Origin of the sequence: Paenibacillus sp. LjRoot153 (assembly GCF_964253085.1) — a bacterium.
Taxonomy (GTDB): Bacteria; Bacillota; Bacilli; order Paenibacillales; family NBRC-103111; genus Paenibacillus_E.
Window position 1 is genome coordinate 3,667,884 of record NZ_CAXUQH020000001.1, and the last position, 14,329, is coordinate 3,682,212.

Consider the following 14,329-nt stretch of genomic DNA (forward strand, 5'->3'; position numbering starts at 1 on the left):
GTGCTTGTCTTCGGACAGGCACCTTCTTCTTTATACATCAGGTAGGCGAAGTGGAGAATACAATCGGATGTATCCAGTTGAAGGTATTTCTCAATCCAATGAGCAATGTGAGAGGATGACGATCACTTGTTTGCTCTTCCTGAACCTGTTGTAACATGTTACAATGATTTGGTCTAAGGGAGGATGGTCGAATTTTGTCGGCATTAAAAAGTAAACGTACAGGATTGCTTATTTGTATTTTTATTGTGCTCGTTGGCTTGCTATATTTCTTCTTCTTTAATCCTGTAGGCATTAAACTTGCACATAGTAATATGCGGCAATTGTCCGGACATTTGAGGGACATCGGCTGGCCTGGCAAAATAATTGGAATGAGTTTGATTTTCTTCCAAACATTCTTTCCTTTTATTCCGTTCGTTCTCGTAGCGGGTACTAACGTTGCGATATTTGGAATTAAAATGGGATTTCTTGTGAACTATGTAATGTCGTGCTTAGGAGCCGTTGCTTCCTTTTATTTTGCACGTTATTATGGACATGCTTGGGTAGAAAAGAAACTGGAGCGTTTTCCGATCGTAACGCAATTTAGTAAGCGGATGGAGAGGCACGGCTTTTTCTATGTATTAATCGGACGCTTGATCCCGATATTGCCATCTTCTGCGATTAACTTCTCCGCAGGTCTAACTCGAATGAAATTTCGGCATTTCTTATGGGGCACACTACTGGGGAAGCTCCCAATTGTATTCCTCGAGTCGATGATCGCGCATGATCTATTTCATTTTCAGAGATATAAGGGGAGATTGCTCTTATTGCTTGGGATATTGGTCTTGTTAGTATTCCTAGGAAATAGTGTGAAGAGGGCACTAGCGCCAAAGACGAAATAAAGGGCTTACATGGAGAATGCAGGAAATTTTGTAGTTGCTTTCCCTTCCTATTCCAAGTTATCATAGAGGAAGCAAGACAACCAACTCATTACGCGACTATAATGGAGGAATGAAATATGCCAAGTGCCAATAATGCAGCAATTGTTGAGATTTCCCAAACAGCTAATAAATTCAGATCATCTATCGTTCTTCAATACGACAATAAGTATATCGATGTAAAAAGTATCCTTGGTTTGTTTACAACGCTACTTAGCTCCAGCAACTATGATTTACACGTTCATGGGCCGGATGCTGATGAAGCGAAAGCAGCTATGGCTGAAGTATTTGCTAAGCATAATCTAGGCGTAAACGTCGTTCAAGATTAGTTTTGAAACGAGAGAAGGTATTCTCAGAATCTCTGAGGGTACCTTCTCTTGTATATTACGGCAATTTCGCTTAATATAGATCATATAAGGACGGATGACTTTGCGTATAGGGGGAAGTTGGGAATGTCTTCATCTGATTTATTGCTGGATATGAATCAAAAGGCGCTTAATCTTCTTCAAGAAGATGCAGATAAAATCGAAAAGCTGATCGAAGTTCAGATGGAAAACTTGACGACACGTCAATGTCCACTTTACGAAGAGGTACTAGATACGCAAATGTACGGACTATCGAGAGAAATTGATTTTGCCATTCGAGCGGGACTGATCTCCGAATCACCAGGCAAACAAATTCTCAATAAGCTTGAACGTAATCTTGCGCAGCTGTATGAAGCGTTGAACAATAAAAAGTAACCCCGAGGGGTTACTTTTTTTGTTTGTGTATATGTCATTATACTAAAAAGAATACGACACCAAGGATGATATAGACGAACAAGAGAAGAAGTCCTTCATACCAGTTTGTAGATCCATCTTGTGTTATGGATTTTGTGATGAAAACGGCGACGCCGATTGCAGCGATCTCGTAAGTGGTAAAGACAATGTTCATTGGTGTTCCACTCATGAAGAAGCTTAGAATAATCAGCACCGGCGCGACGAATAAGGCGATTTGTAAAGAGCTTCCGATCGCAATCTCGACAGCTGCGCCCATTTTATTCTTCATAGCCATCATGACAGCTGCGCTATGCTCAGCCGCATTACCGATAATGGCAATCAGGAAAGCACCGACAAATAATTCGGAAAGCCCAAATTTATGCGTTACTTCTTCAAGTGTTCCTACTAACCATTCACTCGTAAAGGCAACCATTGCAGTAGCCAAGATAAGGAAAAGGACGGAAGTGCCTTTGGACCAAGCCGCCTCACCGTGTTCAATGGCTTCATCGGAAAGTACATTCTTGTGCGTCACCATGGAGAAGAACAGCCAGAGTAGATAAGCGACTATAAGGATAATAGCTACGATCATACTCATGGAGGATGTTTCTTTGGTCGTCAAACCGCCTGTAAAGATAGCAGGTATGAAAAGAGCGACAACACCAAGGATCATCAACGAGGAATTGTGAGAAGCGAGTTTAATGTTGAAAGATTGCTCTTTGAATTTGAGTCCACCTGCGAATATACTCAAACCAAGAACAAGTAGTAAATTTCCGATAATGGCACCGGTGAGGCTAGCCTTGACTACATCGTACAGACCATCTCGTACTAGAAAGAAGGCGATGATGAGTTCGGCAGCATTTCCGAATGTTGCATTGAGGAAGCCACCCATGCGGTCTCCCGCATAATGAGCAACGCTTTCTGTTGCTTTTCCTAAGAAACCAGCCACAAAAACGATGGCGATACATGCGATTACGAATTGCAGTGTTGTATTTAGGTGCATGTAATGCACGATTCCGGCTGCTACGAAAGAAACTAGCAAGCCTATGTAGAACAATTTTCCTTTCAATGGGAACCCTCCGACTCTAATGTAATGGAAATTTTTCACTTCTTTTAATATACCTACTTTGCGTACCAAAGTAAATTAAAATGGATACAAGCAGGCAGTTCTTGCTTTAAGCTTTTGTTCTTATTACAATAGATTTATACCAAGTTTAGGGAGTGATCCGTATGTCCGAAGACAATCAAACCGGCTTAATTCGAATTTCTGATGACGTAGTATCGACAATTGCAGGGCTAGCGGCCTTGGAAACAGCAGGCATCGCGGGCATGTCAGGTGGTATCTCAGAAGGCTTAGCTAAGCGTCTAAGTGGTAAAAATGTGCAGCGAGGCGTTTCTGTTGAGGTAGGACAAGTTGAAGCAGCGATTGATTTACGAGTGATCATTAAATATGGCTCCCGAATTCAGGATGTTTGCAGAGATCTCCAAGAGAACGTTCGGGAAGCCGTTGAAAATATGACGGGGTTAAATGTTGTGGAAGTCAATGTGAAGGTAGAGGGTGTCGCATTTACCGAAGAAGAAACAGAAGATCAGCTTCGAGTTAAATAAGCCCAGTGAAAAAAAAGACCCTATCGACGTTATATTATGTCGATAAGGGTCTCTTTTTATGGGTTTTCTGCGTTTTTTGTGAAGCTGGTAATTCTTTGTAGGATTGTTCACGAGAAATCCCGAGAATAACCCCCATACTGATGAGAGAGACCATCATAGAAGAGCCGCCTGCTGAGATGAATGGCAGTGTTACACCTGTAAGTGGAATCGTATTGGTGACGCCGCCGATATTAATAAAGGCTTGTATGGCGAACATGACCATGATTCCTACACCGGATAACATCCCGAACATGTCTGGGCAACGTACTGCAATTAGAATCCCTCGCCAAATGAAGATTAAATAGATGAGAAGGAAGAGAGAGCTGCCAATAAATCCGAGCTCCTCGCCAATAATTGCAAAGATGAAATCGTTATGTGCTTCCGGTAAATAGTGAAGCTTCTGGATACCTTGTCCGAATCCGGCGCCAGTTAATCCGCCATGCCCGAATGCGTACAAGGATTGCACAACTTGCAGGCCTGAGCCTTGTGGATCAGCGAATGGATCCATAAATGATGTTATTCGATTGAGTCTAAAGTTAGAGTCAGTGTCGCCTAATAACAAGTACAAGAGAATGGCAATACCAAGAAAAATCGTAAGAATAGTTCCAAGATAAAAGATATGCTTGAGGTTAGAACCACCGACCATGATGACAATGGCTGAGCACGCTAAGAGAATCATACAGGAACCGAAATCGGGCTGTAAGAGGATCAAACCGCACACGAAGCCTACAATCAAGATAGCAGGGAGTAATCCCTTACGAAAATTTCTAAATTTCTCTTCTTTATTACTGATCAGCGATGCTAAGTAGAGAACGACAATTAATTTGGCAAACTCCGTCGGTTGTATCCCGTATCTGCCAAGTGAGTACCAGCTGCTTGCCCCATTCGCTTTACTCGTAAAAACGACGAAGATTAAGCCAAGTACAATGAAGAAGAAAGCAGGGATAACGAGCTTCTTTAACTTCGTGTAATGGATATTCATGCAAAATAACATGCCAATCGTGCCGATCCCGACAGCAACTATCTGCTTTCTCGTAAAGAACCATGGGTCGTCCCACCGATAGGCACTTGTCATTGAGCTTGCGCTGAACACCATAACTAAACCAAAACAGACCAACACAAAGGTTAATAAGAGCAGCAGAAAATCCGGCGTTCCTCTTCGAGGGGGATTCATGCTGATTCTCGCCTAGTCTGCTAATAATTGTTGCAGTTGGTCTAATTTTTGTTTGGAGATCTTTAATACGTTCTCTGGGATTGGAGAATTGTAGTCCAAGCCATGTGGGAACGTTTCTTTGCCTATGTAAGCTTCCTCTAGATATAATACCGCATAAGGAGATTCTAGCTTACCTGTTTCTACTCGTGCATTTACACGTAAGAAGTAAACAGCTTTGCTTGCTTTATCTTCCATTTTAAAATCGTAAGTAGCACGGGTATATTCCCATTGCCAGCGAACGAAACCAAGTTTAGTTGTTACTTCGTCCAAGTGAGCCAAATCGCTTTTCAGGCCTTTTAAGCCAGTTGCTTCAATAATCAATTTTAACGCCTCCATATTGTACGTATGCATTCTTTTCTCATGATAGTATGTTTCTAATAGTTCTGCAAGTCGATTGCCATCTGTAAATTCTAATATTTGATGGCACTTTAGAGATGAAACCATGATTGATATTTGATAGAATAGGTTTCAAGAGATCATTTTAGATATATAGTTAGGTGATCACGCCTTAGGAGGTGGATGAACTTATGAATCATTTTCATGAAGATCTCCAAGCCATTTATGAAGAGATGGTGGGATGGAGACGTTATTTACATCAGCATCCTGAGCTTTCCTACCATGAATATCAGACTGCAGAATTTGTAGCGAAGCATTTGCTAAGCTGGGACATTGAAGTGCGTACTGGCGTAGGCGGGAACGGTGTTGTTGGTTTGCTTCGCGGCAACGGCGAGGGACCGACGGTTGCTCTGCGTGCAGACATGGATGCTCTACCAATTCAAGATGAGAAGAACTGTGAGTATACATCAACTAAGAACGGGATCATGCATGCCTGTGGACATGATGCACATACATCAACTTTGCTCGGAATTGCCAAGGTTGCAAGCATGCATCGGACGGAGCTCAAAGGGAATTTGGTCTTTCTATTCCAGCATGCCGAAGAAATTTCACCAGGTGGAGCTGACTCGATGATCAAAGACGGCGCGCTGGATGGTGTAGATGCTGTGTTCGGCGTTCACTTATGGACACCCTTCCCAGTTGGTCATGTCTACACGCGATCCGGGGCTTTTATGGCCGCGCCAGATGAATTTACCATTCGCATACAAGGGAAAGGCGGACATGGCGGTTTGCCCCACCAAACGATTGATAGTGTGTACGTCGCCTCACAATTAGTCGTTAATTTGCAATCGATTGTGAGCCGTCAAGTTGACCCTGTTGAGCCTTGTGTTGTCAGCGTAGGCTCATTCCATGGCGGTACTAGCTTCAATGTAATTGCTGAAACAAGTGTACTGAATGGAACTGTACGGACCTTCAATCCAGAGTTAAGACAAGAAGTGAGAACACGCATGGAAAGAATTGTACAGGCTACTTGTGACATGTCTCAAGCAACTTACGAGCTGGATTATAAGCTTGGCTATCCGACCGTAATAAATGATGCTAACGAAGCGGCTCGTTTTTTTCAAGTAGGCACAGCTTTGTTTGGTGAGGAGGCTGTACATGAATCCCCTCTTATTATGGCCGGAGAAGACTTTTCCTATTATTTGCAAGAGAAGCCAGGCTGCTTTATGTTCGTAGGTGCTGGTAATGTGGAAGCGGGCATCGTATATCCCCACCATCATCCGAAGTTCGATATAGATGAAAGATCTATGCTAAATGCAGCGAATTTACTCCTGTCTATGGCCTTGGATTATATGGAATGAATACCCTCCGTACTTTGGTGAATGCTAATGTAGCAATTATGTATTGCCTAACATGACACCAAGGAGGATGATGAAATTGCCAGATAAACAAGTGAAGGACATTATGAGTAAAGACTGCGTGACGGTTACCTTGCTGGATAATGTGTTTGAGATTGCTTTGAAAATGAAACAGCACGACATTGGATTTGTTGGGGTTCTAGATGGGAACAAGTTCATAGGGGGAGTAACTGACCGGGATCTGGTTGTCCGGGGCTATGCGGAGAAACATTCAGGGTCAACGGCTGTGGAAACTGTTATGACGAAAAATATGGTCACCGTTGATCCTAATACGTCTGTTGAAGAGGCCGCGAAAATCATGGCACAAAATCAAATTAGGCGATTGCCGGTTGTCGAAAATGGTGAGCTTGTCGGTATTGTAGCTATTGGTGATTTGGCTGTAAGAGGCAGTTTTGAAGACGAGGCTGGCGAAGCACTAAGCCGAATTTCGCAAGAACGCACTCTCGTGGGTAGTCATTAAACAAACTCATCCTAGATATAAAGCAGCTTTCCCAAATTCTGTGGGAAGGCTGCTTTTTTTCTCTAATTCTCTTTACGAGGTACATCCATGTAAGCGATAATTAGAGGCGAAATGGGTGAAGGGGGTCCGTATAGAAAAGATGGACATGTTTGAAGACAATACTTCTATTGGTTTTATCATTCTAGATTCAAACTGGCATTTTATATACGCAAATGAATATGGCGCAAGTGTATTAAATCGATCACCTGAAGAACTTCTTGGTAAAATGGCCTGGACCGAATTTCCCGCTTCAATTAGGCATGCAACGTATAGTCATTTTCATGACGCGCGGAGAAATGGGAAAGAAATTGCTTTTAAGGAATATGTGAAGCCTTCGAACCAATGGATTTATGTAAATGCGTATCCGGTTGGTGACAACTTACAAATTATTATCCGTAAAACAGAGATGCTTACAAATCATTTAGCCATTGAAAATGATCTATATCAAAAATATACAGACTATGTACAAGATCTCATTACATTGACAGCTAAGGAAGGTATTCTACTTTATGTTTCGGCCTCGATTAAAAGCCTTCTAGGATATGAACTAGAGGAGATGTACGGAGCTAATGTAATGGCTTTTTGCCATCCCGAGGATATCGATGGACTGAAGAAAATTTTCAAGTTAGAAAATGAGTACGCGATGGAAGACCAAGGAACAATAACCTGTCGATTCCTTCACAAGAAGGGTTGGTATGTATGGTTCGAGAACAATTTCAAGTGGTTGTTGGACGAATGGGGGGAACGCAGCCAAAATGTCGGTATTTGGCGAGATATCTCTGAACGAAAGATCGTTGAAGAACGATTCATACAAGCTCAGCGATTAGGTCAATTCGGCAGCTTTGAACGAAATTTGGAAGAAGATTCGATTACGTGGTCGGACGAGATGTTTAGGATTTATGGTCTTGAACCTGCTTTAAGGATTGATTTGAGTAAAGCAATTGATCCCATTGTGCTAGATGATCGTGAGAAGGTAGCACTTTCAATCAAACAAACAGTACTGCGTGGATCGTCAGATATAGAATACAGAATTACACGTGATGATGGGGAAGTGCGCCATTTACGATCCCAAATTGAGCGAGTGGTGCTAGATGGGGGGCGCATGGCAGTTCGGGGACTGGTTCATGATATTACCATTCACAAGCGAATTGAGCATGAGCTCATCCAAAGTAAAGCCAAATTAGAAATTGCTCAAGAGATTGCAGGTTTGGGGCATTATGAGTGGGATGTACTCAATAATGTGGTGTATTTATCGGACGAGTTGACTGCATTATTCGGTTGTAAAGATCCTGTGAAACAGATGCCTATGGAAGGACTTCTTGAAAGTATTCACCCCGATGACCTGATTAAATCTAAGACAGCTATCAAAAATGCTCTTCATGAAGGATCATTGGATCTTGTCTATCGGGTTGTGATTGGAGAGGATGTGCGAATTTTGCATACCCTAGCAAGAACGACGTATGACGAGTGGGGAAGAGCACTGTGTTTATTCGGAACTGTTCAGGACATTACGGTTCAGAAACAGACGGAGGAACTACTCAGGAAAACGGAGAAATTGCATGTGGCTGGCCAATTGGCGGCTGGTATCGCACATGAGATTCGCAATCCGCTGACAGCGCTGAAGGGCTTTGTGAAACTGATGTGCCATGCAAACGAAGAGAGTAAACTGCGATATTATCACATTATGCAAGAAGAGTTTATTCGCATTGAACTGATTCTAGGCGAGCTTCTGATCCTCGCGAAGCCGCAAGCAGTTGCCTACATGCCTCATGATCCTGTAACAATACTTGAAGAAGTGATTCAATTGTTAAATACGGAAGCCATCATGAATAATGTTGAGATTATGCTAAGAGCTAAATCGCATCTTCCTGTGGTCAAATGTGAGCGCAATCAAATAAAGCAAGTTTTCGTAAATGTCATCAAAAACGCGATCGAAGCAATGCCTTCTGGCGGTACTTTGATCATTGCAGCACAAGTGCAAGGTAATGACGTCGTTTTGGAGTTTGTCGATCAGGGCCAAGGCATTTCGGAGGATAGACTGCCGCGAATTGGTGAGCCTTTCTATACGACAAAGGAAAAAGGGACGGGCCTTGGTATGATGGTAAGCTTTACGATCATAGAGGAGCATCATGGGTTTATCCGCTATCAAAGTAAGCTTGGGGTTGGAACAACGGTAAACATTCAATTACCGGCTTATGTTCAGTAAACTTGTCCCAATGACGTGTAACTGTCAAAGTTCGCAATAAGGTAGTCAATCTGCGACAAGATGCCTCCTCTTAAATATGCTAAAGTGAAAACGTGCTTAATAATTGTGAATCTGACAAGAAAAAGGTGACGTACAGTGGAGAAAGTAAGGATTGGTATCGTTGGTCTAGGAAACATGGGAACTGGACATGCCAAATATTTAGTGAAAAATGAAGTCAAGGGCGGCGTACTTACCGCTATTTGTGAACCGCGAGCAGATCGTCTAGAGTGGGCAAAGGAAAATCTTGGTGAAGGTGTCAAGTTATTTGACAATCTTGATGATTTTCTGGCTTCTGGCTTGATTGATGGGGTTTTGATCGCAACGCCTCACTATGATCACCCTGAAACAGCTGTACGCGCATTCCAAGCAGGCCTGCATGTTATTTGTGAAAAGCCGGCAGGTGTGTATACCAAACAAGTGCGTCAAATGAATGAAGCAGCAGAAGCTTCAGGTAAAGTATTCAGCATGATGTACAATCAACGTACAAATCCTCTATATAAAAAATTAAAGGATCTGGTTTCTTCTGGTGAACTAGGTGAGATTCGCAGAACGAATTGGATTATTACCAATTGGTATAGATCACAAAGCTATTACGATTCAGGCGGCTGGCGTGCAACTTGGGCTGGAGAAGGCGGCGGTGTACTTATTAACCAAGATCCGCATCAACTTGACCTATGGCAGTGGACGATTGACATGATGCCGAAGCGTGTTCGCGCGTTCTGTTATTTCGGGAAACACCGCAATATCGAGGTTGAAGATGATGTAACTGCATTCGTTGAGTATGAAAATGGAGCAACAGGACTGTTCGTAACTACAACAGGTGAAGCACCAGGGACGAATCGTTTTGAGTTGTCCGGCGACCGCGGTAAAATTGTCATTGAGGATGGCAAATTGACGTTCTGGCGTTTACGCGTTTCCGAAAGAGAATTCAATGAAACATACAAAGGCGGCTTTGGTCAACCGGAATGTTGGAAATGTGAAATCCCAGTTGAAGGTAAAGAAACGGGCCACATGGGGATCACGCAGAACTTTGTTGATGCGATTCTTCATGGAACACCATTGATTGCTCCAGGAGCAGAAGGCATTAAAGGCTTAATGATTTCCAATGCGATCATGTTATCCACATTCACTGACAACTGGGTTGATTTGCCGATTGATGAAGATCTTTTCGAGCAGCACTTGCAAGAGAAGATCAAAAATTCCAAAAACAATAAAGAGGCTGGCTCCTTTAAAACACTTGATGTCTAAGATCGTGGGGGAAATTCGATATGCAAAAAAATGATGGCATGAATTATGCGCCAAAAGGGAAACCGAACCTTGTTGTTCAAAAAGGGGAATTTACCTTTGCGGTTATCGCGTTGGATCATGGTCATATTTATGGCATGAGTAACGGACTTCTAGAAGCGGGCGCTGAACTCAAATGGGTGTACGATCAAGATCCAGCGAAAGTAGCGGCATTTGTCGCGAAGTTTCCGCAGGCTCAGGTTGCTGCTTCCGAAGAGGAGATTCTTCATGATCCAGAAGTGAAGCTAGTTGCTTCCGCTGCTGTACCTTCAGAGCGTGGTCCTTTAGGGATTCGTGCGATGGAGCATGGCAAGGACTACTTTACAGATAAAACACCATTTACGTCCTTGGACCAGCTTGCTGCTGCGAAGGCCGTAGTTGAAGCAACAGGACGTAAATATGCCGTTTACTATAGTGAGCGACTTCACGTGGAAAGTGCGGTTTTCGCGGGTCAGTTGATTGAGGAAGGCGCGATTGGTCGCGTGCTTCAAGTTATTGGCTTAGGACCTCACCGTTTGAATGCCTCAAGCCGTCCGGAATGGTTTTTCGAGAAGGATAAATATGGCGGTATTCTATGTGATATCGGTAGCCATCAAATCGAGCAGTTCCTCTTCTATTCGGGCTGTAAAGATGCGACGGTCGTTAGCAGTAAAGTAGCGAATTATCATGCGAAGGATTATCCGGAGCTAGAGGATTTTGGCGATGCGACACTGATCGGAGACAATGGGGCGACGAATTATTTCCGCGTAGACTGGCTGACACCTAATGGCTTAGGGACGTGGGGAGACGGGCGTACATTGATTCTTGGAACTGAGGGTTATATCGAGCTGCGTAAATATATTGATATTGCTCGCGATCCGCAAGGGGATCAGTTGTATCTTGTCAACCAACAAGGAGAAAAGCACTACAGTTTGCATGGACAAGTAGGCTTTCCTTTCTTCGGTCAGTTGATTTTGGATTGCATCCATCGTACGGAAAATGCGATGACACAAGCGCATACGTTCAAAGCGGCTGAATTGTGCTTGATTGCCCAAGAGAAAGCCGTTCGTGTGGAGTAGTTTCACACATCAGCTGGATGAAGTTTTTCAAAGGTACAGATAATTGCCTTTTGGCATGATAGCATAATTGCACATTCAATTTAAAATTCGGGTAGTTAAGCGGTAATATCGCTAACTGCCCGTTTTGTGTTTCCGTCGTAACGGTTGTTCTTGGTAATAAGCAAAGGCCGAGCCCGTGCATGGCGCATTTTTTTATCGTTTCATAGTTATTAATCTCATACGTGAGTGTATACTGCACATTATGCTTACGCAGCATCGTTTCAAATAATTTGCGGCAACGTCCTCCTGAGACAGACATCAGAATTTCAGCGCCATTAAGATCCTCCGGCACAATAGCAGATTTCGCGGCTAAGGGGTGATCAGGTGCTGCCACTATGACAAATTCCTCTTCTTGGATCGTCCTAAAGATTAAATCTGGATCGCTGAGTTCCTTGTCGACGATGAACCCTAAATCGCATTCGCCTGCTTTCAGCGCGCGTGACGTATCATTTTCCAATAATTCATTAATGGTGATCGTAATGTTTGGAAAGCACTTTTTGAAAGCTCCGAGGAATGGTGGCAGCATATAGGAGAAGAGCGTTGTTTCGTGCGTGCCAATCATGAAGCTTCCTGTCGTTTGACCAGCCACATTGATTTTGGATTCCTCATATAACTTCAAAATCTTCGCTGCATATCGCAGTAAAATATCCCCCGCAGGCGTCGGTCTCATCTTTTTATCGATGCGTTCAAAAATTTCAACCCCATATTCGATCTCTAACTTTTGAATTTGGGAAGTCACACTAGATTGAGCGTATCCCAGTTTTTCGGAAGCCTTCGTAAAGTTTTGCCATTTCGCTACTTCGAGCAGTGTTTTGTATAAGGTAAGATCCATCTGTTTGCACTCCTCAACCATCACTATTTTCGATCGAAACGATCATTTTTTATAGATAACTCTGGTACTTCTTGCCATGTTAAAATCAATTCCAACCAAAGGATGGGGGGAATTACCATGTGGAACTTATACGATATAGAGAAAAAATTCGAGGCTCATGTGAAAGATGTTGAAGCGCGCGCGAGGAAAGCACATTGGTACACGAAAGAGGAGAAAGTTGGTGTGCGACCTGGCATAGTTGCAAGTTGGGTGTCTCTTTTTGCCGTCATTATTGTAGGGATTATTGCCGTGTATGAACTCTTTTGAGATACGTTAGCATGGAGTCCATGTTTAAATCAAGTACTTTCCCTTCATACTAAAGGAAAAAGGAGGGAATATGCGATTGACTATGGATCCTTCAAAGCCTCTGATCGTTCAGAGCGATTTATCTATCCTCCTCGAAACGAATCATCCTGAATTTGACAAGCTCCAGGGTAAGCTGGCTCGCTTTGCAGATCTAGTGAAAAGTCCGGAACATCTTCACACCTATCGGGTTACACCGCTGTCATTATGGAATGCAGCTGCAGCAGGCATGGGGTTGGAAGAGATGACAGCTTGCTTGCAGCAGTATGCCAAATTCGGTGTACCTTCTGCTGTTCTTAGCACGATTCGCAAATATACAAAGCGCTATGGGATTCTACGCATGCTGCATGTGGGGAAGGAACTCTTCTTGGTAAGCGAGGATACCGTCGTTTTCAAAGAAATTTGTGCCTATGAATCCTTGCAAAAATATCTCAAGGATACCCGTGGTGAACGGGCTATTGCCATATCACCGAGCTATCGGGGGATTTTGAAGCAAGAACTAATGAAGCTTGGATATCCAGTGGAGGATCTAGCCTCCTACCGCAGCGGTGAATTTCTGAAGATTCCTTGGCGAGAGGAAGATCAGATGGATGAGCCGTTCCAGCTGCGTGATTATCAAAAGCAAGCCGTAGACGCTTTTCAGCAGGTAGGCCATGGTGGGAGCGGTGTTCTGGTGCTTCCTTGCGGAGCAGGTAAGACGGTAGTGGGGATCGCAGCAATGGCGAAAGCAAGCTGTGCAACACTAATCCTTACTTCGAATGTAACGTCAGTGAAGCAATGGAAGCGCGAAATATTAAGCAAGACGGGTCTAACGAGCGATCAAGTGGGTGAGTATAATGGCACCACGAAGGAGATTAGGCCCATCACCATTGCAACCTACCAAATTCTAACACACCGCGGGAGCAAGGAGGCTGAATTCTCGCACTTACGGATATTTAGCGAGAGGGAGTGGGGCCTCATCATTTATGATGAGGTTCACCTTCTGCCTGCCCCCGTTTTTCGTGCGACTGCGGAGATACAAGCCACGCGCAGGCTCGGTTTAACGGCAACGCTAATTAGAGAAGATGGCTTAGAGGGTGACGTTTTCTCATTGGTCGGGCCCAAGAAATATGACATGGCGTGGAAGCAGCTTGAAACGATGGGGTGGCTGGCCAAGGTGACCTGCCAAGAAGTGCGCGTACCTCTATCAATTATGGACCGTGATCGTTACCATGCCTCAGAATCTCGGCACCAGTTCCGGATTGCTGGGGAGAATACAGCGAAGCTGGAGGTCATTGATCATTTACTGAAGCTTCATCCAGATGAGCCGACGTTAATTATTGGTCAATATATTGATCAGCTTGAAGAGATTGCAGCTCATACAGGTGCTCCCATGATATGCGGCAGTATTCCTCATGAACGTCGAGAAGAGCTATATGAGCGATTCAAAAAGGGTCAGCTCCCACTGCTTATCGTTTCCAAAGTGGCGAATTTCGCTGTCGACCTCCCAGATGCAGCAATCGCCATTCAGGTTTCGGGAAGTTATGGCTCGAGGCAAGAAGAAGCGCAGCGACTGGGGCGTATCCTTCGGCCGAAACGAAATGGCGAGAACACAGCTATCTTCTATTCTCTCGTTAGCGCGGACACGAAAGAACAGGATTTCGCAATGAAGAGGCAGCTATTTCTTGTAGAGCAAGGCTATCAATATGAGATTACAAGCTGGGATCAAACGATAAGATGAGGAGGTAGGCATGGAAAATGAAGTACG

General features: G+C 43.8%; 15 protein-coding genes. 11 read left to right on the plus strand and 4 right to left on the minus strand.

Annotation, left to right across the window (positions count from 1 at the left end; genetic code table 11):
- Positions 1–194: 194 nt before the first annotated feature.
- The 3 genes from ACSQ8P_RS15405 to ACSQ8P_RS15415 all read left to right on the plus strand — a co-directional run bounded on the left by ACSQ8P_RS15405 (position 195) and on the right by ACSQ8P_RS15415 (position 1,654).
- The gene (locus tag ACSQ8P_RS15405) at positions 195–878 is read left to right on the plus strand and encodes a TVP38/TMEM64 family protein (protein WP_436235981.1); all 684 of its coding nucleotides are present in this window, start codon (positions 195–197) and stop codon (positions 876–878) included.
- A gap of 116 nt (positions 879–994) precedes the next feature.
- The gene (locus ACSQ8P_RS15410) at positions 995–1,243 is read left to right on the plus strand and encodes an HPr family phosphocarrier protein (protein ID WP_436235982.1); all 249 of its coding nucleotides are present in this window, start codon (positions 995–997) and stop codon (positions 1,241–1,243) included.
- Between the two features lie 123 nt (positions 1,244–1,366).
- Positions 1,367–1,654: a DUF1507 family protein gene (locus tag ACSQ8P_RS15415; protein ID WP_436235983.1), complete on the plus strand. Its 288-nt coding sequence runs from the start codon at positions 1,367–1,369 to the stop codon at positions 1,652–1,654.
- Between the two features lie 37 nt (positions 1,655–1,691).
- On the opposite strand, the gene cax is transcribed toward ACSQ8P_RS15415, so the two are convergent.
- The gene (gene cax, locus ACSQ8P_RS15420) at positions 1,692–2,738 is read right to left on the minus strand and encodes a calcium/proton exchanger (RefSeq protein WP_436235984.1); all 1,047 of its coding nucleotides are present in this window, start codon (positions 2,736–2,738) and stop codon (positions 1,692–1,694) included.
- Between the two features lie 161 nt (positions 2,739–2,899).
- Here cax and ACSQ8P_RS15425 point away from each other — a divergent pair, with 161 nt between their 5' ends.
- Positions 2,900–3,277 carry an Asp23/Gls24 family envelope stress response protein gene (locus tag ACSQ8P_RS15425; protein WP_436235985.1) on the plus strand — a complete coding sequence of 126 codons (378 nt, stop codon included), beginning with the start codon at positions 2,900–2,902 and terminating at the stop codon, positions 3,275–3,277.
- A 34-nt stretch (positions 3,278–3,311) separates the two neighbouring features.
- On the opposite strand, the gene ftsW is transcribed toward ACSQ8P_RS15425, so the two are convergent.
- Together ftsW and ACSQ8P_RS15435 are read right to left on the minus strand one after the other, a co-directional pair.
- The gene (ftsW, locus tag ACSQ8P_RS15430; protein WP_436235986.1) at positions 3,312–4,490 is read right to left on the minus strand and encodes a putative lipid II flippase FtsW; all 1,179 of its coding nucleotides are present in this window, start codon (positions 4,488–4,490) and stop codon (positions 3,312–3,314) included.
- 12 nt (positions 4,491–4,502) lie between these two features.
- Entirely contained in the window at positions 4,503–4,850 is a 348-nt protein-coding gene (locus ACSQ8P_RS15435) for a YugN family protein (protein WP_056612435.1), read from the minus strand.
- A gap of 206 nt (positions 4,851–5,056) precedes the next feature.
- On the opposite strand from ACSQ8P_RS15435, the gene ACSQ8P_RS15440 reads away from it, so the two are divergent.
- The 5 genes from ACSQ8P_RS15440 to ACSQ8P_RS15460 all read left to right on the plus strand — a co-directional run bounded on the left by ACSQ8P_RS15440 (position 5,057) and on the right by ACSQ8P_RS15460 (position 11,369).
- Positions 5,057–6,226 (plus strand): M20 family metallopeptidase, encoded by a 1,170-nt coding sequence (locus tag ACSQ8P_RS15440; RefSeq protein WP_436235987.1) that lies wholly within the window; start codon positions 5,057–5,059, stop codon positions 6,224–6,226.
- A 67-nt stretch (positions 6,227–6,293) separates the two neighbouring features.
- Positions 6,294–6,743, plus strand: a complete 450-nt coding sequence (locus ACSQ8P_RS15445; protein ID WP_436235988.1) for a CBS domain-containing protein — start codon at positions 6,294–6,296, stop codon at positions 6,741–6,743.
- A 139-nt stretch (positions 6,744–6,882) separates the two neighbouring features.
- Complete coding sequence (locus ACSQ8P_RS15450; protein ID WP_436235989.1) at positions 6,883–8,988, plus strand: PAS domain S-box protein; 2,106 nt, start codon at positions 6,883–6,885, stop codon at positions 8,986–8,988.
- Positions 8,989–9,123: 135 nt separating this feature from the next.
- Positions 9,124–10,275 (plus strand): Gfo/Idh/MocA family protein, encoded by a 1,152-nt coding sequence (locus ACSQ8P_RS15455; RefSeq protein ID WP_436235990.1) that lies wholly within the window; start codon positions 9,124–9,126, stop codon positions 10,273–10,275.
- A 20-nt stretch (positions 10,276–10,295) separates the two neighbouring features.
- Positions 10,296–11,369: a Gfo/Idh/MocA family protein gene (locus tag ACSQ8P_RS15460; RefSeq protein ID WP_436235991.1), complete on the plus strand. Its 1,074-nt coding sequence runs from the start codon at positions 10,296–10,298 to the stop codon at positions 11,367–11,369.
- On the opposite strand, the gene ACSQ8P_RS15465 is transcribed toward ACSQ8P_RS15460, so the two are convergent.
- Positions 11,314–12,240 carry a LysR family transcriptional regulator gene (locus ACSQ8P_RS15465; protein ID WP_436235992.1) on the minus strand — a complete coding sequence of 309 codons (927 nt, stop codon included), beginning with the start codon at positions 12,238–12,240 and terminating at the stop codon, positions 11,314–11,316. The genes ACSQ8P_RS15460 and ACSQ8P_RS15465 overlap by 56 nt on opposite strands.
- A gap of 117 nt (positions 12,241–12,357) precedes the next feature.
- Here ACSQ8P_RS15465 and ACSQ8P_RS15470 point away from each other — a divergent pair, with 117 nt between their 5' ends.
- Both ACSQ8P_RS15470 and ACSQ8P_RS15475 read left to right on the plus strand, forming a co-directional pair.
- Complete coding sequence (locus ACSQ8P_RS15470) at positions 12,358–12,546, plus strand: hypothetical protein (RefSeq protein ID WP_436235993.1); 189 nt, start codon at positions 12,358–12,360, stop codon at positions 12,544–12,546.
- 70 nt (positions 12,547–12,616) lie between these two features.
- Positions 12,617–14,302 carry a DNA repair helicase XPB gene (locus tag ACSQ8P_RS15475; RefSeq protein ID WP_436235994.1) on the plus strand — a complete coding sequence of 562 codons (1,686 nt, stop codon included), beginning with the start codon at positions 12,617–12,619 and terminating at the stop codon, positions 14,300–14,302.
- The last annotated feature ends 27 nt before the right edge of the window (positions 14,303–14,329 follow it).

Bases quoted from the DNA above. Each gene is read 5' to 3' on its own strand.
- ACSQ8P_RS15410 (WP_436235982.1), top strand. From the start codon at position 995: ATGCCAAGTGCCAATAATGCAGCAATTGTTGAGATTTCCCAAACAGCT.
- ACSQ8P_RS15415 (WP_436235983.1), top strand. From the start codon at position 1,367: ATGTCTTCATCTGATTTATTGCTGGATATGAATCAAAAGGCGCTTAAT.
- ACSQ8P_RS15425 (WP_436235985.1), top strand. From the start codon at position 2,900: ATGTCCGAAGACAATCAAACCGGCTTAATTCGAATTTCTGATGACGTA.
- ftsW (WP_436235986.1), bottom strand. From the start codon at position 4,490: ATGAATCCCCCTCGAAGAGGAACGCCGGATTTTCTGCTGCTCTTATTA.
- ACSQ8P_RS15440 (WP_436235987.1), top strand. From the start codon at position 5,057: ATGAATCATTTTCATGAAGATCTCCAAGCCATTTATGAAGAGATGGTG.
- ACSQ8P_RS15445 (WP_436235988.1), top strand. From the start codon at position 6,294: ATGATGAAATTGCCAGATAAACAAGTGAAGGACATTATGAGTAAAGAC.
- ACSQ8P_RS15450 (WP_436235989.1), top strand. From the start codon at position 6,883: ATGGACATGTTTGAAGACAATACTTCTATTGGTTTTATCATTCTAGAT.
- ACSQ8P_RS15460 (WP_436235991.1), top strand. From the start codon at position 10,296: ATGCAAAAAAATGATGGCATGAATTATGCGCCAAAAGGGAAACCGAAC.
- ACSQ8P_RS15465 (WP_436235992.1), bottom strand. From the start codon at position 12,240: ATGGATCTTACCTTATACAAAACACTGCTCGAAGTAGCGAAATGGCAA.
- ACSQ8P_RS15470 (WP_436235993.1), top strand. From the start codon at position 12,358: ATGTGGAACTTATACGATATAGAGAAAAAATTCGAGGCTCATGTGAAA.
- ACSQ8P_RS15475 (WP_436235994.1), top strand. From the start codon at position 12,617: ATGCGATTGACTATGGATCCTTCAAAGCCTCTGATCGTTCAGAGCGAT.